Annotated in this window: 19 protein-coding genes; 5 read left to right on the top strand and 14 right to left on the bottom strand. The window is 67.2% G+C overall.

Annotated elements, in window-relative coordinates; all coding sequences use genetic code 11:
* Positions 1-332 precede the first annotated feature (332 nt).
* The 7 genes from F623_RS0110325 to F623_RS0110360 all read right to left on the bottom strand — a co-directional run bounded on the left by F623_RS0110325 (position 333) and on the right by F623_RS0110360 (position 5,945).
* Positions 333-1,640, bottom strand: a complete 1,308-nt coding sequence (locus F623_RS0110325; RefSeq protein WP_018862469.1) for a nitrate regulatory protein — start codon at positions 1,638-1,640, stop codon at positions 333-335.
* A 127-nt stretch (positions 1,641-1,767) separates the two neighbouring features.
* Positions 1,768-2,124, bottom strand: a complete 357-nt coding sequence (locus tag F623_RS0110330) for a DsrE family protein (RefSeq protein ID WP_018862470.1) — start codon at positions 2,122-2,124, stop codon at positions 1,768-1,770.
* Positions 2,125-2,215: 91 nt separating this feature from the next.
* Positions 2,216-2,458 carry a hypothetical protein gene (locus tag F623_RS0110335; RefSeq protein WP_018862471.1) on the bottom strand — a complete coding sequence of 81 codons (243 nt, stop codon included), beginning with the start codon at positions 2,456-2,458 and terminating at the stop codon, positions 2,216-2,218.
* A 73-nt stretch (positions 2,459-2,531) separates the two neighbouring features.
* Complete coding sequence (locus F623_RS0110345; protein ID WP_018868580.1) at positions 2,532-3,170, bottom strand: TIGR04282 family arsenosugar biosynthesis glycosyltransferase; 639 nt, start codon at positions 3,168-3,170, stop codon at positions 2,532-2,534.
* Entirely contained in the window at positions 3,163-3,867 is a 705-nt protein-coding gene (locus tag F623_RS0110350) for a TIGR04283 family arsenosugar biosynthesis glycosyltransferase (RefSeq protein ID WP_018862473.1), read from the bottom strand. The genes F623_RS0110345 and F623_RS0110350 overlap by 8 nt, the downstream gene beginning before the upstream one ends.
* 14 nt (positions 3,868-3,881) lie before the next feature.
* Positions 3,882-4,574: a TVP38/TMEM64 family protein gene (locus tag F623_RS0110355; RefSeq protein ID WP_018862474.1), complete on the bottom strand. Its 693-nt coding sequence runs from the start codon at positions 4,572-4,574 to the stop codon at positions 3,882-3,884.
* 6 nt (positions 4,575-4,580) lie between these two features.
* Positions 4,581-5,945 (bottom strand): replication-associated recombination protein A, encoded by a 1,365-nt coding sequence (locus F623_RS0110360; RefSeq protein WP_018868578.1) that lies wholly within the window; start codon positions 5,943-5,945, stop codon positions 4,581-4,583.
* 133 nt (positions 5,946-6,078) lie between these two features.
* Between F623_RS0110360 and F623_RS0110365 the strand changes: the two genes are divergently transcribed.
* The 4 genes from F623_RS0110365 (at position 6,079) to F623_RS0110380 (ending at position 10,757) form a co-directional block, all read left to right on the top strand.
* Positions 6,079-7,314 carry a GTPase family protein gene (locus F623_RS0110365; RefSeq protein ID WP_018862476.1) on the top strand — a complete coding sequence of 412 codons (1,236 nt, stop codon included), beginning with the start codon at positions 6,079-6,081 and terminating at the stop codon, positions 7,312-7,314.
* Positions 7,311-8,846: a GTPase family protein gene (locus F623_RS0110370; RefSeq protein ID WP_018862477.1), complete on the top strand. Its 1,536-nt coding sequence runs from the start codon at positions 7,311-7,313 to the stop codon at positions 8,844-8,846. Before F623_RS0110365 ends, F623_RS0110370 begins: the two co-directional genes overlap by 4 nt.
* Positions 8,843-10,069: an MFS transporter gene (locus F623_RS0110375; RefSeq protein WP_018862478.1), complete on the top strand. Its 1,227-nt coding sequence runs from the start codon at positions 8,843-8,845 to the stop codon at positions 10,067-10,069. The genes F623_RS0110370 and F623_RS0110375 overlap by 4 nt, the downstream gene beginning before the upstream one ends.
* A 127-nt stretch (positions 10,070-10,196) precedes the next feature.
* Positions 10,197-10,757 carry an SRPBCC family protein gene (locus tag F623_RS0110380; protein WP_018862479.1) on the top strand — a complete coding sequence of 187 codons (561 nt, stop codon included), beginning with the start codon at positions 10,197-10,199 and terminating at the stop codon, positions 10,755-10,757.
* Positions 10,758-10,784: 27 nt separating this feature from the next.
* On the opposite strand, the gene F623_RS0110385 is transcribed toward F623_RS0110380, so the two are convergent.
* Genes F623_RS0110385 through F623_RS0110395 form a run of 3 tightly spaced genes read right to left on the bottom strand, consistent with a single transcriptional unit; the run spans position 10,785 to position 15,417 of the window.
* Complete coding sequence (locus F623_RS0110385; protein ID WP_018868577.1) at positions 10,785-12,005, bottom strand: acetoin utilization protein AcuC; 1,221 nt, start codon at positions 12,003-12,005, stop codon at positions 10,785-10,787.
* On the bottom strand, positions 12,002-14,560 hold the full coding sequence (locus F623_RS0110390) for a nitric oxide reductase activation protein NorD (protein WP_018868576.1): 2,559 nt from the start codon (positions 14,558-14,560) through the stop codon (positions 12,002-12,004). The genes F623_RS0110385 and F623_RS0110390 overlap by 4 nt, the downstream gene beginning before the upstream one ends.
* Entirely contained in the window at positions 14,557-15,417 is an 861-nt protein-coding gene (locus tag F623_RS0110395) for a CbbQ/NirQ/NorQ/GpvN family protein (protein WP_018868575.1), read from the bottom strand. The genes F623_RS0110390 and F623_RS0110395 overlap by 4 nt, the downstream gene beginning before the upstream one ends.
* A gap of 245 nt (positions 15,418-15,662) precedes the next feature.
* Here F623_RS0110395 and F623_RS0110400 point away from each other — a divergent pair, with 245 nt between their 5' ends.
* Positions 15,663-15,980 (top strand): hypothetical protein, encoded by a 318-nt coding sequence (locus tag F623_RS0110400; protein WP_018862483.1) that lies wholly within the window; start codon positions 15,663-15,665, stop codon positions 15,978-15,980.
* An 89-nt stretch (positions 15,981-16,069) separates the two neighbouring features.
* Here the strand turns inward: F623_RS0110400 and F623_RS0110405 are convergent, their stop codons facing one another.
* From F623_RS0110405 to F623_RS0110420, 4 genes are all read right to left on the bottom strand, one after another.
* The gene (locus F623_RS0110405) at positions 16,070-16,456 is read right to left on the bottom strand and encodes a hypothetical protein (protein WP_018862484.1); all 387 of its coding nucleotides are present in this window, start codon (positions 16,454-16,456) and stop codon (positions 16,070-16,072) included.
* 55 nt (positions 16,457-16,511) lie between these two features.
* A complete protein-coding gene (locus F623_RS0110410; protein ID WP_018862485.1) occupies positions 16,512-17,555 on the bottom strand; it encodes a lipoate--protein ligase family protein in 1,044 nt (347 codons plus the stop codon).
* Between the two features lie 3 nt (positions 17,556-17,558).
* A complete protein-coding gene (locus F623_RS0110415; RefSeq protein WP_018862486.1) occupies positions 17,559-17,978 on the bottom strand; it encodes a hypothetical protein in 420 nt (139 codons plus the stop codon).
* A 142-nt stretch (positions 17,979-18,120) separates the two neighbouring features.
* Entirely contained in the window at positions 18,121-19,092 is a 972-nt protein-coding gene (locus tag F623_RS0110420) for a hypothetical protein (protein ID WP_018862487.1), read from the bottom strand.
* Between the last annotated feature and the right edge of the window lie 139 nt (positions 19,093-19,231).

Below are 19,231 nucleotides of genomic sequence, written 5' to 3' on the forward strand. Positions count from 1 at the left end.
CGTCGCATCAGCCCGGCCGCGGTTGCAGCCGGTTGATGGACGCCTTTGTCCAGTCCCATGGGAGGCCCGGTCATCGGGTCTCCCAGTTGTCAGGTGACGAACCGCCATTGGCTCGTCTTGCTCAATGTCCTGCAGGAGGTGTGCCAGTTAGCCGTTACTAATCGACCCCGCGAGGAAGAATCGCACCGTGGCGCGGGAAAATCGGATGGTCTCGGCTACTCAATCGAACCCCGGGAGACCCACGCCGACCGCAATCCCGCAGACAGCGGCACCACCCTGGGGCGCGCTGGCGGTGCAGGTGAACTGCATTGGTGCACCGCGCGAGGAAACTACTACAAGCCCTTGCCCAGCAGATCCGACATCGCGACCGTCGCCTCGGCGACCTCGGCCAGGCGCCGGTTCTGGTTCATCGCCGTCTGGCGCAGGAGCTTGTAGGCCTGGTCCTCGCTGAGGCCACGGTGCTGGATCAGAAGCGCCTTGGCACGCTCGATGGTCTTGCGTTCGGCCAGGGCCTGGCGTGCCGCATGCAGTTCGTCCTCCACCGACTGCAACCGGGCGGCCTGGCGCTGCACCAGGTCCATCACCGAGTGCCCGACAATCGGGACGTTGAGCACCGTCTCGCCATCCTCCTCGTGATCCAGACCCTCCGGCGCCCCGAAGAACACCGCATACGGAACGCTGTCACGCAGCTCGGATTCCGCCAGTTGGGCGATGCGGTCACGCACCGCGCCCAGGTCCGCGCGATCCGCCGTAATGCGTGCCGAGCAACGCTCGTTCAGGTGCATCTCCAGGAGGTCCTCGATCTCCTTCATCGCGTCGATGCGCGCGGTGGTGCAGGCAAACCAGGTCTCGGCACGGGCCGGGTCCGGCAGGGACTCGTCCCGGGTGCAGGCCAGACGGCGCAGCCGCTCGACCTCCGCCGAGAAGCCCGCGCCCTGCAGTTCCTGCCAGGCCGCGCAGGCCGGCTCCGGGGCAAACGCGGAGAAGATCCGAAACGAGCGTTCCTGCGTATCGATCCGATGCAGCAGGGACTGACGCAGTTCGCCATCAAACGCGCCCCGGCCAAAGCCGGCGGCCCCGATCGCGCGTTCCTGGCCCGCCAGCTCCTTGCCCTGCATGAAGTTCAACAGGGCGACCAGAGCTCGCGAGACCTCCGGGTCCGTGGCGGAATCGGCGGCCTCGAACACCACCGCCAGTAGCGACCGGATCAGCTCGCTGAAGCCGCGCATCGCCTCCATCGGCGAGAGCGTGCGTTCGCTGACCTCCGCCCGCAGGCTGGGCAGGCCCGACAGGCCATGCAGCGCCAGCGCCATGCGCCCCAGCAGACGACTGCGCGCGTGGGCACAGGCCCCGGGCTCCAGCCAGCCATCGAGGTGTTCGCGAAACGCTTGGGCGGTAGTGTCGGATTCGGCTCGGTACTGCGCCAGCTCGTCCGCATAGCGCTGCCCACCGGAGCCGATCCAGAGGCTGGAGGCCCCGCGTTCGCGCTGGAGCTGATGCACCAGCGCACGGATGCGCCCGACCAGCTGTACTGCGTCCAGCAGGCGCTCCAGGCTCACCACCTCGCACTTGCGCGAGGCGACCAGGAAATCGCCAATGGCCTCTTCGAAGGAAAAACTCGGGGATGCGTTCTGGGTCATGCTCGTCGTCCGCGGATCATTCCCGGAACAAACAAGCATGCGATGTGCCAGTTCGAGGGACTGGCACAGGAAGTGCGGGTAAATACGGGCGGGGGATCACACCCCGCCCGCGGACCGGCCCGCTCGATCAGAAGCTCATGGAGCGATCGAACTCGGCAACGGCCTGGACGTACTGACCCATGCCGGCCATCTCGGCATTCGGCAGGAAGTTGTGCTCGCCGACGTCGCGGCCGTTGGCGCAGGCCTCGCAGGCCCAGAACGGGACGCCTTCCTCGACCAGCGAGTCCACGATGTCCTTCATCGCCGGCATGTTGTGGCCGACGATCTTGTCGTAGACATTGCGGTTGGCGATGTTCACGGCCTCGCCCTGCAGCCAGACGGTCACGTCATGGCCCTGCTGCTTGGCCACATTGGCGGCGATCATGCCGAGGGTGGCACGGGTGGGGTCGTCGGTACCGGCGGTGACAGAAACGATAAAACGCATGGGACTCTCCTTGGTCACGTCAAAGTGGCAGGCACCGTAGCGACCCAAGCCGGGGCCGTCGAGTTCCCACAAGCCTCAAGGAGACGCCGAGTCAGGAAGCGCCTTTCGACGCAATACTCATGCGATAGAGCTTGAAGGCCATCAGCAACCAGGGGATGGCGTGCATGATCAGGTCGAGGATATCGATCGCGCGAGTCAGTTCGCCCTGGAAGAGCCAGCGGATCTTCTCGACGATGTGCGGCTCGGGGACATAGGGCGACAGCCCCAGGGTGGCCACAAACAGAATGAACAACCACAACGGGGCACGGTCGACCCAGGCAACAAACGCTTTCATGGCGCGCATCCTACCCGAAGCCTGGCCCAGCTTGCGACTGCCCCGGGACCGGGCGCGTCCTGGAGAGCCGTTCTCAAGGCGTCGTTATGCCACGCAGGAGAACCGGCGGACAATGCGCCAGGTCCTCCGGGCGGTCGATGTCGGCCCGCGCTTCCAGCTCCGCCCAGACAAGACCCTGAGCCCGGGCCCGCTCACGGGTCTGTTCCAACACCCAGTCGCTGCCCCACTCGATGGCCTCGAACAGCTCCGGTACGGGCCGCGCGGCGGCCAACAGCACGTAACCGCCATCCAGCGCCGGGATCACTACCACATCCTGGCCTCCGGCCAGTGCACTACGTGCGGCGACCAGATCCCCAACACCCAGCGTCGGGGCGTCGGACCCCATCACCAGTGCCGGAAACGGCCCGGCCTCCAGTGCATGGCACATGCGGGCCCCGAGGTCATCACCCACCTGGCTGTGCAGGGAACAGCCAAAGCGTTCGGCACAACGCTCGAGGAACGGATGATCGGTATCCGGGGTGCACCACAGCTCCACATGGTCCGGTGCCACTTGACGGGCCACGTCCAGCGCGTGCTCCAGCAACCGCTCGTGCAGCCGTGCGGCGCCCTCGGCGCCCAGCGCTGGGATCAGCCGGGTCTTGGTCCGGCCCGGATCGGGCGCGCGGGCAAAGACCAGTACACGCAGTGCTTCCGACGGCCGCCGGTCAGGCATCGCCACGATACAGTCGCGCCAGCCCATCCGGGCTTACACCCAGCCAGTAGGCCAGGCGCAACCGCCACATCAGCCAGATCGTGCGCCATGCGCCCTTCTGTTCCCAACGCCGCGACGACGTGACCAGCCGGGTGCGCAGGCACCTTGGGCGCCCCACCGAGCGCTTCAGTCGCCGCGAGAGCTCGATGTCCTCCATCAGCGGCTGATCCGGCCAGCCGCCCACGGTATCGAACGCCGAACGCGTGACGAAGACACCCTGATCCCCGGTCGCGATCCCGCTCAGACGCGAGCGCAGGTTCATCATCGCACCGATCAGCGCGAATATCGCGCGCCCCCCCGACAGCCGGACATCGAAACGCCCCCAGGCGCGATCGCCCCGGGCCACCGCATCACGCAGGGCGTGCACCGCCACCCCAGCCCTGTCCGGGAACGCCGTGTCCGCATGCAGGAACCAGAGCACCTCGCCGCGGGCGCGCTCGGCACCGGCATTCATCTGCCGTGCGCGGCCGGGGGCACTGGACAGCACGCTCACGCCGCGTTGCTCTGCCTGCTGGACAGTACCGTCCGTGCTCCCCCCGTCGACCACGATCACCTCACAGTCGAGGATTTCGCCCAGCGTATCCAGCAAGGACGGGAGGGATCCGGCCTCGTTCAGCACCGGGATGATCACGGACAGGAAGGGTGACTCCCGTGACATGGTTACCGTGGGACTCAGGCGGGCGACTGGACGGATTTCTGCCCCTGCCAGATCCGGTGCAACAGCCGAGGAAGCAACAGCACAAGGGCCAGTACGGCGAGAATCGCGAGCCCCAGCTGAACCCGGTTGTCCGCATCGCCTGCCACCATCTCTCGCGTGGCGTGGCCCAGCCAGGAATAGGCGAACAGGCTGGGGATCAGTGCGACCAGGGTCGTGACTGTGAACACAGTGAGCGGCATGCGCACCAGGCCCAGGGCGTAGTTGGTCGGGGCGAACGGGAACACCGGCACCAGCCGTGTCAGTGCGACCACGCGCCAGCCCTCGGCCTCCACATCCTCGCGCAGCCGTGCGCTGCGCGGACCCAGACGCGGTTCCAGCCAGGGTTGCAGCAGGGTACGCGCCAGCGTGAACGCGATGATCGCGGCGATGGTCGCCGCCAGCAGGCTCAGAGCCCCGCCGGTGAACGGCCCGAACAACGCCCCTCCCAACAGGATCCAGAAGGTGCTGGGCAACGGAAACAGCGCAAGGACGACAAAGGCCAACACAAACACCATGTAGGCGCCCGCCCCCCAGCTGGCGAGCCACGCCTCGACGTCCTGCAGCGGCAACAGCTCGGGCCATTCGGTGGTAAGCGCCACCCAGCCCAGCGATCCTGCCAGCAGGATCGCGGCCAACAGCCACCAGCGTCCGGGATGATGTATCTGCATGGGTCCCTATTCCTTGTCGTCGCCGCGCAGTCGCTCCAGCCGCTCGGCCAGCGCGCGCTCCGTACCCTCGCGTTTCGCTCGATAGAAGTGCTGATCCTCCAGCCCTTCGGGCAGATAGACCTGCCCGCGCGCGAAACCATCCGGTTCATCATGATCATAGCGATATCCCGCGCCGAACCCCTCCTCGCGCATCAACTCCGTAGGGGCATTGCGAAGATGCAGGGGCACGCCGGGGCTGCCCGTCTCGCGGATGCTTGCGCGGACCTCGTTCAACGCCGCATAGGCGCTGTTGCTCTTGGGGGCGGCGGCCAGCTCGATCGCCACCTGGATCAGCGCGAGGTCGCCTTCCGGCCGCCCCAGGCGCTCCATGGTCTGCCAGGCCGCCAGCACCCGCGCCCCCAGCCCCACGGCCGCCAGCCCGATGTCCTCGTAGGCCATGCGTAGCAGGCGCCGACCGAGATAATCCGGGTCGCAGCCGGCATCCAGCATGCGCGTGAGCCAGTACACAGCCGCACTGGGGTCTGACCCGCGCACCGACTTGTGCAGGGCGGAGATCTGGTCATAGAAGGCATCGCCCTGGCGATCGAAGGCCAGGCTCTGCGCCCCCATCACCGCGCGCAGCGCGTCGGCGGTGATCTCGCCGTCGCGTGCCAGATCCGAGGCGGTCTCCAGCCAGTTCAGTGCGCGCCGGGCATCGCCATCCGCCGCACGCGCCAGCCGCTGGCATTCGGTGGCCTCCAGCCGCAGCCCGCGCCCCCCGAGTCCGCGCTCGGGATCGCTCAGCGCCCGGTCAATCAACGCCTCGATCGCCTCGGCGCCGACGGACTCCATGCGATAGACACGCGCTCGCGACAGCAACGCACTATTGAGCGCGAACGAGGGATTCTCGGTCGTCGCACCCACGAAGGTCAGTGTCCCGTCCTCGATGTGCGGCAGCAGGGCATCCTGCTGGCCCTTGTTGAAGCGATGGATCTCGTCGATGAACAGCAACGTACCGACCCCGTTGCGTCGCCGGGCCTTGGCCGCGTCCACCACCGCGCGCACGTCCTTGACCCCGGCCAGTACCGCGGACAGCGTCACCAGGCGCTGCGCCCCGGCCGCCGCTACCAGGCGGGCCAGCGTGGTCTTGCCGCAGCCCGGAGGGCCCCACAGGATCATCGACGGGGTCTGCCCCTGCTCGATCGCCTGGCGCAAGGCGGCATCCGGGCCGACCAGATGATCCTGGCCCACCATCTCGTCCAGCCGCGCCGGGCGCATGCGCTCGGCCAGCGGTGCGTTCGGGTCCGGACCCTGTACGGCCGGTTCGGGCTCGGGGGGCAGTCCGCCCGCATCCGGACCGAACAGGTCGTCTTCGGAAGTATTGCTCATCATTTCAGTGTACCGCGCCCGCCGCGAACATTGGCCGAGACATGGCACACTGAGCGGCGGGCTGGCTCACAAGCCCTGCACAGTTGCGCCCTCTTCACTGACGAAAGGTTTCCATGCCGCGAAACGGAATCACAGCATGAAGATGCCCTGGCAATCCCTCCGCCTGCCGAAGGGCCTCGGCTGGCGCAAGATCATGCAGGTCGTCCTGCGGCCCGAAGCGGAGGCCCCCGATGCCGACGTCGTGGCCGAGCGGGCGCGCGAGCAGGCCCCCGTGCTGTGGCTGCTGGGCAAGGTGCAGTCCGGCAAGAGCACGCTGGTGCGCGCGATCACGGGCGACTCCAATGTGGCGATCGGGACCGGTTTCAAGAGCTGCACCCGGACTGCACGCGCCTACGACTTCCCGGCCGAGGCGCCGGTGCTGCGCTTCCTGGACACGCGGGGTCTGGGCGAGGTCGCCTATGACCCCGGCGAGGATCTCGCCGAGCTCGCAGGCCACGCGCACATGGTGGTCGCCGTGGCGCGCGCGATGGATCTGCAGCAGGAGCCCGTCCTGAATGCCCTGCGGGACATTCGCCGCCGGCATCCGAACTGGCCGGTCCTGGTGGTGCAGACCTGCCTGCACGAGGGCTATCCCGACGGGCGCGATCATCCGCCCTACGCCGAGCTGGACCGCAGCCCCGGGCTGGAGGAACTGAACCGCGCGCGGCGCACCCAGGCCGAGGCCTTTCGCAACCTGCCCGGGACCGGACCGGTGCAGATCGTGCCCGTCGATATCACGCCCGAGGACGAGGGCTTCACCCCGACCCACTACGGGCTGGACGCCCTGCTCGACGCCCTGGAGAATCTGGCTCCCGAACGCATGGGGGTGATCCTGCAGGGGCTGCGCCAGTCCACAGGCGGCGACGCCCGTCGGCTGCGCGCCCGATCGCACATCATCGGCTACGCCAGCGTGGCCGCGACTACCGATGCCGTACCCCTGCTGGGTCTGTTCTCCGTGCCGGCGGTCCAGGGAAAGCTGCTGCACAGCCTGGCCAGCATCTACGGGGTCACCTGGGATTCCCGCAGCCTGCGCGAGTTCTCCGCGGCGCTCGGTTCCAGCACCCTGCTCGGCCTGGGCCTCAGCCACGGCGCCCGGCAGGTCGGCAAGCTGGTCCCGGTCTACGGCCAGACCGCGGGGGCGGCGGCGGCGGCCGCCACCAGCTTTGCCACCACCTATGCGCTGGGCTATGCCGCACGTCACTACTTGGCCCGTCGACATGACGGGCGCGAGGCCACCGCCGGGGTAGAACAGGCCTACCGCGATGCCCTGCGCGAGGCCCTGAACCTGGCCCGGCACCGCCAGGCCGGGCCCTCGGGGAACGACACGCCATGAAACGCCGCTGGCTCACCCGCCTGCAGGTCACGGGCGTCACCTTCGCCGCGGTCCTGCTGCTGTCGCCCTTTGTGGTGGCCTTCGTCCTGGGTCTGCTCTGGCTCTACGAACACAATATCCTGCTGATCTGGATCGCCGCGGCCGCCATCGCCGCGGGCAGCGTATGGGGCATGACGCTGTGGGCGCGCTACCGGATCAAGGTCCACACCCGCGAGCGGACGACCGAGCCCGTGCGCCCCGCCGATGGCGACTGGGCGCCACTGGAGCACGCCGCCTGGGCCGAGGTCATGCGCCTGAGCGAGCATGCCAGCGGCGAGATCGTCACCGACTACGACCGTCTGCGGGAGGCGGGCGAGGAAACCCTGCGTACGGTGGCCGCGCACTATCACCCGGAACAGGAAGACCCCATCTGGGAATTCACCGTGCCCGAGGCCCTGCTGCTCAGCGAGCGGGTCAGCGCCCGGCTGCGCAAGATCCTGCTGGAGGAAGTCCCGTTGTCGGATCGCCTGCGCATGGGCCAGATCCTGCGCATCTGGGGCTACCGCCCCATGGTGACATCGGGGTTGTCCTACGGGCGCACGGCCTACAAGGCCTATCGTATTGCTCGCCTGGCCAATCCCCTGCACGCCCTGGCCGCCGAGCTGCGCGACCGCTTCTTCAACGAGCTCTCTGGCACCGCACGCGAATACCTGCTGCGACGGGTCGCACGCATCTGGATTGAGGAGGTCGGCCGCGCGGCGATCGAACTCTACTCCGGCCGCCTGCAGCACGATGCCGACGCCCTGGCCAAGATCGCCGACCAGGAGACACAGGCGAGTAATCCTGCAGAGGAGGCGTTCCCGGGCCGGCCGAAGATACTGGTCGTGGGCCAGCCACAGGCCGGGAAATCCACGCTGGTCAACGCGCTACTGGGGGAATACCGCGCGGCTACGGACGTGCTGCCGCTGACCGCCGAGCAGGAGGGCTATCTGCTGACCCTCGCGGACGGCCAGGAACTGCTGCTGGTGGACACCCCGGGGCTCGGCGACCGCATGGATGTCGATACCCTGGTTGAAGCCACCCGGACCGCGGACCTGGTGCTCTGGGTCGCACCGGCGCACCAGGCCGACCGTTCCCCGGACAACAAGGCGCTGCAAGCCATACGGCGCTTCTTTGCGGAGCACCCGGATCGACGCCAGCCCCCCATTCGCATTGTGGCCAGCCATATCGATCGCCTGTCCCCCGCACGCGAATGGGAACCGCCGTATGCGATCGACCCGCCGGAAGCCCGGCCAAAGGCGCAGAACATCGCCGCCGCCCGGCAGGCGATCGCCGCGGACTTCGGCCTGCCCGAACAGGAGGTGATTCCTGCCCGGCTCGATGGCGCAACGCCCTACAACATCGACGGCCTGACCAGTGAACTGGAAACGCTGATCCCGGCCATGCAGCAAACCCGCAAGACCCGGCTGCTGCGCCACCCGTCGTCCCGAAGCTGGCGCCAGATCTGGCGCCAGACCCGCAAGGGGGCCGGTCGCCTGTTGGGTCGCCGATGACCCTCCGTCGACGCCAGCATCAGGGCGATCCCTCCCTGGACTCCCCGACCGCCTGGCTCGCCTGCGGGCTCTCCCTTGTGGCGCTGTTCGTGGCCTTTGGCATCGCGTACAGCTACGGGGCGTTTTTCTCCTCCATGGCACAGGAGTTCGGTACAAGGCATGCCGGATCCGCGCTGTTCTTTTCCGCAACTGCCCTGTTGTTCTTTGGCCTGAGTGGCGTAACCGGTCCTCTGTCCGACCGTATCGGCCCGGGCCCGCTGCTCATTGCGGGTGGCCTGTTCATCGCGGCGGGTCTTGTCGGGACGGCGCGTGCCGGCGAACTCTGGCAGGCCTATCTGGCCTATGGTCTCGGCGTGGGTATCGGGGCGAGCTGCGTGTTCGTACCCGTCGTGGCCGCGGTCGGGCGCTGGTTCTCCCGCAGGCGCTCCATGGCCCTGGGCATCGCGGTGTCCGGCATCGGGCTGGGCGTCCTCGGCTTTGCACCCTTGTCCGCCTGGCTGATCGAGCTCCACGGCTGGCGCTCGACATACCATTTCTACGCGCTCGCGGCGGCCATCATCCTGCCGCTGGCCGGTATCCTGTATCCGCGGCCCGGGCGCGCGCCGGATGGTACCCATGCCGCCACCACCCGCTGGGGTGGGCGCCGCTTCGCCCAGCTCTACCTGGCGACCTTTCTGCTCAATACGATTATGTACGTCCCGTTCGTGCACCTGCCGCCCGCGGCCGAGGCGGGCGGCATCGATCCGCTGCGCGCGGCGGGTCTGGTCGGGATCATCGGGCTGGCGAGCGTGGTCGGGCGGCTGGCGATCGGCATGCTGGGCGATCGCTATTCCCTGATGCATCTCTATCGCGGGTGCTTCGTGCTGATCACGCTGAGCTTTCTGATCTGGGGCACCGCAGACAGCTATGCCACCCTCGTGCTGTTCGCGGTGGTACTTGGTTTCGGGTACGGCGGGTACATCGCCCTGACACCGGCGATCCTGGCCCGCCTGTTCGGCCTGTACAGCCTGGGCCGCCTGCTGGGCATGACCTACACCGCCGTGGCCCTCGGCGCGGCGCTGGGTCCGGTCCTCACCGGGCTTGGGGTCGACCTGACCAGCAACTATCTGATGATCCTGATCGTGCTCCACCTCGTCGGTCTTCTGGCCGTTCTCGCCACCCTGCCAATCCGCAACGAGGCCGTCACGGCGAGCACGCACTCCCGACACGACAGTGATCCCTGAACTCCTTGCCTATCATCACGATCCGCCCCGCTGCCGCAAGGCGGCATGAACCCTGGTCGCATCCGGAGATCGAATTCTTCGACAGGCCGCCGATAAAGCGACAGCCGCAACCCGGGAGGTACATTCGATGCGAACGTGGCCCGCCCTCCTCCTGGCTGCCTCGATCTCATGGATCCCCGGTGCGGCACTCGCGGTGGAGGTACTCGAACGGCATTTTGATACCGATGGCGACCGGTACACGCTGGAGGTAACCTTCCTGGTCGAAGTCCCACCGGAGACCCTGTGGTCGTACCTGACGGATTACGACGCACTGAACCGTTACTCGGAATCCATCCGCGAGAGCCGGCTCGTGTCCCGATCCGATGACCAAGCCGAGGTCGCAAGCGTCGTGCACAGCTGCGTGTTCGTGTTCTGCCGGACCATCCGCCGGCACGAGCGAGTGACCGAATACTACCCCGAACGCATCGATGCCGAAGTCGACCCGGAACACAGCAATCTGCTCTCGGGCGCCACCCGCTGGGATCTCCAGCCCGAGGCCGGCGGCACCCGTCTGACGATACACATGCATGTGGAACCGGACTTCTGGATACCCGGATTCATCGGGGAGACCCGCATTCAGCGCGCCACCCTGCGGGAGACGACCGAGCTGCTGCGCTACATCGAACGCGATTACCGCTCCAGCCGCTGACGCGCAGGCACCAGCACTGCAGGTCCTCTACGAACGTCCGAGCAACGGGTGCCCTGCCAGCAGCCGGTCAAGACGATTACGCAGTTCGTCGCGTACCGGACCAGCGCGATCCGCATCGAGACGGGAGGTAAAGAGGGACTCGTACCATTCCTCTTCTTCGTCCATGTCCCAGTCGACCTCGCGCAGCAGGGCCTGGCCGGCCTCCGGGATTGCGGCGGGGAGCTCGCGACCGGTCAGCAGGGCCCAGACCCCGGTCCAGCAGCGCGCCAGCGCCAGCGGGTGATAGCCGCCGCCTCCCAGGACCAGGAGCCTCGGCGTGCCGTCGGCGTGGCGCGGGCTGGTCTCGATCACGTCGTCGATGCAGGCGAGGAAGCACTGGGTGGAGATGCCGAACTTGCCGAGCGGATCCGGCAGCAGCGCATCGGTACCGGCCTGAACCACGACCGCATCCGGCTGCCAGCGAATGCGCACGGCCTCCCAGACGGCCGTGAAGGCGGCGCGAAACTCGCTGTCGTTGGTCTCCTTCGGCAGCGGCAGGTTCACGACGTTGCCCAGCGGTCCGGTGTCCTCGATGCGGCCGCCCTCGAAGGGGTAGCCGTATTCGGTATCCATGTGCAGGGAGACGGTGAGCACGTCCGGGGCGTCGGTGAACGCGGCCTCGACCCCGTCGCCGTGGTGGGCGTCGATGTCCAGATACAGCACGCGCTGCCCGGCCTGACGCAGGCGCAGGATCGCCAGTGCCGGGTCATTGAAGTAGCAGAATCCACGGGCCTGGTCGGGGGCGGCATGGTGCATGCCCCCGGCCGGGTTGAAGGCCATGCGGCCGTCCAGCACCACCTCGGCCCCCTGGATGGAACCCCAGGTGGCGGTCGCCGGCGTGGAGTAGAAACCAGCAAAGAACGGGTTCTCGAAGTTGCCGATGTTGTGGCGGTCGCGGTAGCGCTGGAACACCTTGCCGAGCGCCTCGGCGCGCTGCATCGCGGCCACGTACTCGCGGGTGTGGAACCACTCGAGCTCGGCCGGCTGTGCCTTGCGCGATACGGCCATCTCCTGCGGCGTGATCGCGTCATAGGCCTCGATCAGGTCGATGGTCAGCGAGACGCGCGGGATCCCGAGCGGGTGGTTGTCGCCGTAGCTGTGGCCGCGGTAGCGCGGGGCATGCAGCAACGTGGCATGACGGCGGGCCGGCTCCGGGTGCCGGTCCGCGGCCCCGGTGGAGGCATCGATGGCTTCGGGGGTGGCACTCACTGTCGCAGCCTCAGGTAGATCTCGGGCAGACGGCGCGGCAGCTCGTCCACGTGGTCGATGATGGTGTAGTGACCGGGACCGAAGATCGCCGGCAGGTACTCGGAGCCGGACGGATCCAGAGTGATGCAGAACGGGTGCACGCCGGCGTCCACCGCCTCCTTCATCGCCATGCGCGTGTCCTCGTGCAAGTAGCGCTGGTCACCGCCGTCGTCGTAGTCGGCCGGGCGGCCGTCGGACAGGATCAACAGCAGCCGGCGCTGGGCCGAGCTGCGCCGGAACGCCTCCAGCGAGTGCCGAATGCCCGCGCCCATGCGCGAGGCCAGGCGCCCGGAGACCCCGGCGATGCGGGCGCGGACGGTGTCGTTCAGGTCTTCGTTGAAGTCCTTCAGCCAGTAGTAGTTGACCTGGTCGCGCTGCTTGGAGGCGAAGCCGGAGATCGCGTAGGGGTCGCCGACCTTCTCGATCGCCTCGGCGAACAGCATCATCCCCTCGCGCACGCGGTCGACGATCTTGCCCTGCCCGCCCGGGTGGCGCGCCATGATCGAGGTGGACATGTCCGCCAGCATCATTACGCCGGTGTCGCGGTGCTGCACCGCACGACGCCGGTAGATGAAGGCCTTCGGCGACAGCCCCGCCTTCTTGTCGGCGATGAAGTCGATTACTGCCTCGGTGTCGAGCTCGTCGCCGTCCATCTGCTTGCGCTGCGGCGCCAGGCGCATCGGACGCTGCATCTCGAGACCGCGGGTCAGGCGTTTCAGGGTGTTGGCGTTATCCGACAGGATCGTGGCCGCGAGCTCCGGGTTCTCGTCGTCCAGCACCCGCTCGTAGAGATTCACCCAGTCGGAGATGTAGCGCTGCTCGCGGTAGTCCCATTCCGGATACGGGATGCCGTCCTTCTTCGGGATGTAGGGCGCGGCGCGCTTGGCCACCTGCGCCGGCTGCGGGATACCGGTGCCGATCCGCCCGCCGGTGCCGGAGGTTTCCTGCTGCGGGGTCTGGATGTCGGCGTCCGGGTCCTTCTGCGCCTGCTCCGGGGCCTGCTGCGGCTGTTCCTCCTGCTTCTGCTGCTCAAACTTGTGCTCGTCGTGCGCCTCGTGGTCACGGAAGTCGGCCAGACTGCCATCGCGTTTCTTCTGCGGATACACCGGCAGCGACTGGTTCAGCGACAGCCCGGGCAGATAGGCCTCCGCGCGTTCCTCGATGGTGATCTCGGGAAAAGCTTCGTCGGCGAACAGCTCCTCGCCAACCGCCCAGGCGGTGACGACGTCCGCGTCCGACTCCAGTACGCGCGTCAGACGCGGGTCCTGCGGCTCACCCCGTAGCAGGGCCTGGTGGGCCTTCAGCGCGAAGTCGAAATAGACGCCGGCCGCGCCCTCCGGGCGCCCGTGGACTTCGGCCAGCGCCACCAGGCGCGGCAGGAAGTTCGGGATGCGCGGGGCCAGACGCGCGTTCACACGCAGGTCCTCGGCCAGGTCGAACAGCACCTGGAAGCGGAACATGCGCGCCTCGAATGGCGCGAACAGTGGGCGCCAGGTGATGCGCGAGCGGTCATCCAGAGGCGGATGCTCGGCACCGGCGCGCTCGAACAGGCGCTCGACGTCGGCGTGCGCATACGTATCGAAGGCGAGATGCGCGGCCGCGTGCTGGGTGGCGACCATCGCCTCCTCGCGCGAATCCATCACCGCCGGCATAAACAGTCGCCGGCCGTCGGTCTCGAGCATCGGGCGGCCCTCGCCCGGCTTCCAGCTGGAATCGGCCAGCGGGATATCGGCATCCAGCCAGGCCAGCAACACCAGGCGCAGGAAACGCCCGTGCATGCGCGGGCGAAAGCCCGGCAACGCCTCCAGGAGCAGCTTCAGGCTCTCGTCGCTCTCCAGGCGAAAGTAGGCCTCGCCGCGCGAGCGCCCGGCCTTCAGCAGGTCCGCGCCGCGCCGGGCCCAGGACAGCAGGCCCTGATCACCGACCAGATTGCGGGCGATCGGCGCACCCTCGAGATAGGCGTCCAGGGTCAGGCCGCGTTCGTCGAACAGTGTCTCGGCCGGCTCGATCAGCGCACGCAGGCCCTCGATGCCGCGCCCGGCGGAGAGCTTGTCGAAAGGCGTCTCAAAGTAGGCACGGGCATCGGGCAGGCTGCGTTCGCACCAGCGCAGACCGATCTCGGCCCACTCGCGCTCGCCGGCCTCGCCCCAGGCGTCATACACGCGATCGGCCTGGGCCATAAAGCCTTCCAGTGCATCGGCGGAGTTGACCCACTGCTTGAAGCGGGCAGCCTGCTCCAGCCACAGGTCCACTGTCTGCATGTGCTCCGCGAGTCGTGCGGAATTGCGCATGAAGCTCTTGCCGGCCTCGCGATCGTGGAAGAACAGGTCGCGCACGGTCTCGATCCAGCGCCGCGCGGTGGCCGCGCCGAACGCGCGGATGGCCGGGAGGGCCTCCTTGGTGTCACGGTGGGCGACGAAGCTGATGTCCTCCAGATGCTGGAGGATCTCCTCGATCTCGACGAGATCTTCGGCTTCCGTGTTCGCCCCGCCGCTGTTGCGGGCCTGGTCGCTCACGCGGCTTCGGACTCGGGGAAGTGGGCGTCGAAGATCTCTTCCAGCGCCTGAATCAGCTCGGGGTCATCGGTGATCGGGGCGATCATCGCGGCGCGGCAGGCCACGCGCGGGCTCAGCCCCGCCTGCATCAGCTCGCCGGCATAGGCCAGCGCACGGGTAGAGGTCGCCTCTTCCAGTCCGTGGTCCTTCAGGGCCCGCGCCTTGCGTCCGGCGGCCACCAGCTTCTCCACGCGGTCGGCGTCCAGGCCGCCGGATTCCTTGGCCACGATCTCGCGTTCGACATCCTCGGCGGGGTAGTCGAAGTGGATGCCGACGAAGCGCTGCTTGGTCGAGGGCTTCAGGTCCTTCAGTACCGTCTGGTAGCCGGGGTTGTAGGAGATCACCAGCATGAAGTCCTCGTGCGCATCGATGATCTGGGACTTCTTGTCGAGCGGGAGCTGGCGGCGGTGGTCGGTCAGCGGATGAATCACCACGGTGGTGTCGGTCCGCGCCTCGACGATCTCGTCGAGGTAGCAGATCGCGCCCTCCTTGACCGAGCGGGTCAGCGGTCCGTCCTGCCAGACGGTCTCCTCGCCCTCCAGCAGGAAGCGACCGACCAGGTCGGAGCTAGTCAGGTCCTCGTGGCAGGAGACGGTGACCAGCGGCTGGCCGAGGGTGTGCGCGACATGTTCCAGGAAGCGGGTCTTGCCGCAGCCGGTCGGGCCCTTGAGCATCACCGGCAGGCGCTTCGAGTACGCGGCCTGGAAGATCTCGATCTCGTCGCCCTGGGCCTTGTAGAACGGGGCATCGCCCGTATCGCCGGGCTTCTCGATCACGTCGCGTTCCACACCGCGGATACGGTTAATCAGGTTCTTCATGGGGTCTCCGATGCCGACCGCGGGGGCCGGGGCTGGTGTATGCGCGGGAGCGGCGTTACCCTCCGCCGGGCTGGCGGCATGCCCTGTGGCATCCCGTCGTGTTCCCGCAGGCTTTGTTGTATCATTGGCTGTTTATATTCTATCGAACCTGCGCACTTCCATGAACCAAATGCCCTCCCCGGTACGGGATCGGGCAGGTGAAGGCGCCCGCAAATCGGATTCAGCGCTTCAACAGAGGACCCGGTATGAAACTTGTCAAACTCGTCAAGCTGAACAACCTGCAGTACAACCCGAATCGCGATCCGGAAGTCTACCGGCGCCCGATCAACGAGGAATTCCGGGTGCAGGCCCTGCTGAACGGCTCCGGCACCGCACAGTGCAAGTTCTCGGTGGAAGGCGAGGCGCTGTGCGAGAGCAGCGTGTCCCTGCCGGGCACCTTTGACTGCAAGTTCAGCTTTGATACCGCCGGCACCCGCATGGGTGACCTGGTGATCGAGGCCAACGGCGAGACCTACCACGAGAAAATCCGCATCGACGTGCTGGAGCACGCCTGGATCGGCTAGGAGCCATATCCCGCGATCCGCGTCACGCCGCGGATTCGCGAATCAAAAAGGCCCCGAGGCAGACGCCCGGGGCCTTTTTGATGGGACGCTCAGCCCCAGTCGTACATGCGGATGAACTCGGGGATCTTGTCGATCATCTCTTCGCGGTCGAAGAAGCGATCCGCCCGCGCCAGACGCATCTCGTCGCGGATGTCCTGGTCCCCGCCAAAACAGAACACGGGCAGGTTGATCTGATACTCCATGCGCAGGATGCGAATCACATCCAGCGGGTCAAACACCTCGATCTCGTCCAGGTCCAGCAGCAGGAAGCGATAGAGCAGCACCTCGTTCCAGGCACCGAGATCCTCCAGATCGGTCACCGGGTGCAAATGCCAGTCATCCGGTAATGCGGCGCGGATCTGCTCGATCATCGCCTGATCCTGGCTCATCAGGATCAGGCGTTTTTCCAGCCGCCGTTCAATGGTCGGTTCGGACATCGGTTCGCCTCGTAAAGCTTGTTTGGGGAAGTATCCAGCGGCGCGCGGACCCGAATCAGGCGGCGATTCCGCGGTAGAGGCCATCGATCCGGGCGCTGACCTCGTCGACAATCACCGCGTCGAGCTGGCCGTTCAGGCGCGAACGCACACGCAGTCGCTCCGGCGACTCACCCACCAGGGTCTCGCGCAGCACGCGATCCACGCTCGGGTCCTCGCACCAGATGCGCGCAATGTGTGTCCCGGCGATATGCAGACGCAGGCGGCCGCAGTGCCCGCGCGTCTCGAATACATGGTTGTCGCGATTCACACGGATACCGTCGCGCACGGCCGGCCCGCCCTGACTGTCGGCCAGGTCGGCGAGCTCCTCGCGCCCGGCCGCCAGCCACCGGTCCCATTCCGCAGGCTTTGGACGGTAAGGCCGCGCGGGGGTACTGAAGCGGCGCTCCAGCACCTCGCTCAGCGCCGCCCCCAGTTGTTCCGGCGTCGGGGCCGCCTCGGCGCACTGTTCCGCACAATCGGTCATGCCCTCCTCCAGCGCCGGGCGCAGCCATTCTCGGTAGCCGTCGCTGGGGGCATGCACGCAGGCGAGAAATTGTTCCACCGGGAAGCGGCGCAGGAAGCTGGCACCAAACACACAGCCCTCGTTCAGCGTGGCCGCGCCCGTGCCCATGATCTTGCGTCCCTGCACCCAGACGTCCTGGCCGCGCGCCTCGACGCCTTCGAGCCCCAGGTCCCGCAGGACATCCATCGCGATGCCCAACCCCAGCGCGAACAGGTGCCGGTGGCCACGGGCAAGGACCTGGCGGGGCTGAATCAGGAAGAAGCAGGCCTGGTCGGCATCCACCCACACGGAGCCACCCCCGAGCGGACGGCGCACCACGGGCACGCCATTGGCCTCGCAGGCGGCAAGGTCCAGATCCACGGCCGGGTCCTGGCTGGCGCCCACGGAGATGTGCGCCTCCTGCGAGTGCACCCACAGCACGCGCAACGGCGACTCCGGCGGCGTGCTGCCCGCCAGGCCGGTATACAGGGCGTGGAGTTCTTCCGCGGAGCGGGCCCCGGCATCAATCCATTCCGGGGTGACCGTGGATGCGACCAAGGATCAGCCCTCGGGTTTGTCCTGCTCGGACGGGGCCTCGTCGTCCTTGCCGGGCTTGTAGAAGTAGCGGAAGTAGAAGTCGCTGCGCGAGAGGTCCTCGTACAGCTTGGCACGCTCCTCGACACCCCCGCGCATGATCTCGACCATGGCCATGGCCTGCTCGCCGTCGATGATGTGGATCCCGCCGGTCAACTCCTGGTCGGTATTCAAAAAATGTGCGGCCAGCTCTTCCGGCTCCTGGATATACACCAGGAAGGACTTGCATTCAGGGTCCTCTAGATCCAGCGGCTGCATCACGATCTTGCCCAGCCAGGCCAGACGCGCCACCTGGTTGAACTGGTGGATATCGAGCTTCTTGCCCTTCTTGTACTTGTTGAGCTCGTTACGGATCTCGCCGATGTTGGCGATCTTCATCGATTTCATGGGGCGTGCATCCTGCCGCGAATGAACCGGGAGCATAAACAAGTCCAGCCCCCGGCCGTAAAAAAACCCCGGCGGACCGGGGTTCTTGAGAGGAACCCTGGGCTATTAGCTGGGTTCGTTCGCCATCCCTGGCGTTATGCTTCTACCAGTCGAAACCGTCGTCTGCGGGCTCCTCAAAGCCGGCCACCTCGCGCAGGGCATCTTCCAGCGCGCCCGGGACGCGGCGAAGCTGCATGAAGCTGTGATCGCCGAGCATGCGCAGATCCGGCCAGTGCAGCGCCGCACGAAAACGCATGTGCAGCGCCTCGATATCGCCCCCCTCCACCAGGATCTCGTATGGCACGTAGGCGGTGTGGCGAAGCTCGCGCACGTCGATCGTCTCCAGGGTGTTGAGGTCGGTGGCCTCGGAATCGGCGCCATCATCGGCCCGAATCGCCACGCCGATCAGCGTAGCGTCCGTTCCGGGGATATCCAGCCGGTAGATTTCCGATACCCCCGCACGCCGTTCCTCCAGCCCGCGATCGAGCTCGGACAGGGCGGCATCACGCGAGCCATGGCTACCCAGATCGTACGGGGCGTCGAAACGCTCCATGCCGAAGGTGTAGCGGTAGCGCTGCAGTTCCCTCGGCGTCATGCCGTCTTCCGAGCCAAAGTGCTGCTCGTCGCCCAGCACGTCGGCCAGGCGCGAACTGACGTCGTTCACCGACGCGTCGATGCGATAGGCATGCCGAAAGTACTCGAGGTTGTTGTAACTGACCTGAACCTCGCCGTTGGTCGCGGTCACGGCGACCCGGATGGGTGCGATGTATGCCGCCCGATCCTGGGAGCCCGCCACCGCCAGCAGGTCATCGTGGGTCACCACGATCACATGGCGATCGTCGCTGACGGCATATTCGCCCAGGGTCTGGAAATCGGCCCCTTCCAGGCGTTCGCGGACCGTCTCCGCCTCACTGCCGACATCGGAACCGGACGTGGTATAGGCCAGCACCAGTGGGCGATAGACATCGTCCGCCAATGCCGTGGCGGCCGCGCCCAGGGTCAGCAGACACACGCTGAAAAACGCGAGAACGGCAGGCACGCGAATGCCTCCGCGCAATGCGTGGATTGCTCGCATGGGATCCTCCTTTGGATTTGGTTCGAGCACAGGCTCGATCAGAATGCCTTCCGACGAAAGGGCCCGGGCCCCACCCCCCGATGGGTCCCGGTGCCCGGCGCCGTCCGCCTTCCCTGGCGACAACCGGCCCCTACTCAAG

Origin of the sequence: Thioalkalivibrio sp. ALD1 (assembly GCF_000381245.1) — a bacterium.
In the GTDB taxonomy this organism is placed as follows: domain Bacteria; phylum Pseudomonadota; class Gammaproteobacteria; order Ectothiorhodospirales; family Ectothiorhodospiraceae; genus Thioalkalivibrio.

What these genes read in the sequence shown, in the direction of transcription:
- F623_RS0110325 (WP_018862469.1), bottom strand. Translation starts at nt 1,640, where the DNA reads ATGACCCAGAACGCATCCCCGAGTTTTTCCTTCGAAGAGGCCATTGGC.
- F623_RS0110330 (WP_018862470.1), bottom strand. Translation starts at nt 2,124, where the DNA reads ATGCGTTTTATCGTTTCTGTCACCGCCGGTACCGACGACCCCACCCGT.
- F623_RS0110335 (WP_018862471.1), bottom strand. Translation starts at nt 2,458, where the DNA reads ATGAAAGCGTTTGTTGCCTGGGTCGACCGTGCCCCGTTGTGGTTGTTC.
- F623_RS0110345 (WP_018868580.1), bottom strand. Translation starts at nt 3,170, where the DNA reads ATGCCTGACCGGCGGCCGTCGGAAGCACTGCGTGTACTGGTCTTTGCC.
- F623_RS0110350 (WP_018862473.1), bottom strand. Translation starts at nt 3,867, where the DNA reads ATGTCACGGGAGTCACCCTTCCTGTCCGTGATCATCCCGGTGCTGAAC.
- F623_RS0110355 (WP_018862474.1), bottom strand. Translation starts at nt 4,574, where the DNA reads ATGCAGATACATCATCCCGGACGCTGGTGGCTGTTGGCCGCGATCCTG.
- F623_RS0110360 (WP_018868578.1), bottom strand. Translation starts at nt 5,945, where the DNA reads ATGATGAGCAATACTTCCGAAGACGACCTGTTCGGTCCGGATGCGGGC.
- F623_RS0110365 (WP_018862476.1), top strand. Translation starts at nt 6,079, where the DNA reads ATGAAGATGCCCTGGCAATCCCTCCGCCTGCCGAAGGGCCTCGGCTGG.
- F623_RS0110370 (WP_018862477.1), top strand. Translation starts at nt 7,311, where the DNA reads ATGAAACGCCGCTGGCTCACCCGCCTGCAGGTCACGGGCGTCACCTTC.
- F623_RS0110375 (WP_018862478.1), top strand. Translation starts at nt 8,843, where the DNA reads ATGACCCTCCGTCGACGCCAGCATCAGGGCGATCCCTCCCTGGACTCC.
- F623_RS0110380 (WP_018862479.1), top strand. Translation starts at nt 10,197, where the DNA reads ATGCGAACGTGGCCCGCCCTCCTCCTGGCTGCCTCGATCTCATGGATC.
- F623_RS0110395 (WP_018868575.1), bottom strand. Translation starts at nt 15,417, where the DNA reads ATGAAGAACCTGATTAACCGTATCCGCGGTGTGGAACGCGACGTGATC.
- F623_RS0110400 (WP_018862483.1), top strand. Translation starts at nt 15,663, where the DNA reads ATGAAACTTGTCAAACTCGTCAAGCTGAACAACCTGCAGTACAACCCG.
- F623_RS0110405 (WP_018862484.1), bottom strand. Translation starts at nt 16,456, where the DNA reads ATGTCCGAACCGACCATTGAACGGCGGCTGGAAAAACGCCTGATCCTG.
- F623_RS0110415 (WP_018862486.1), bottom strand. Translation starts at nt 17,978, where the DNA reads ATGAAATCGATGAAGATCGCCAACATCGGCGAGATCCGTAACGAGCTC.
- F623_RS0110420 (WP_018862487.1), bottom strand. Translation starts at nt 19,092, where the DNA reads ATGCGAGCAATCCACGCATTGCGCGGAGGCATTCGCGTGCCTGCCGTT.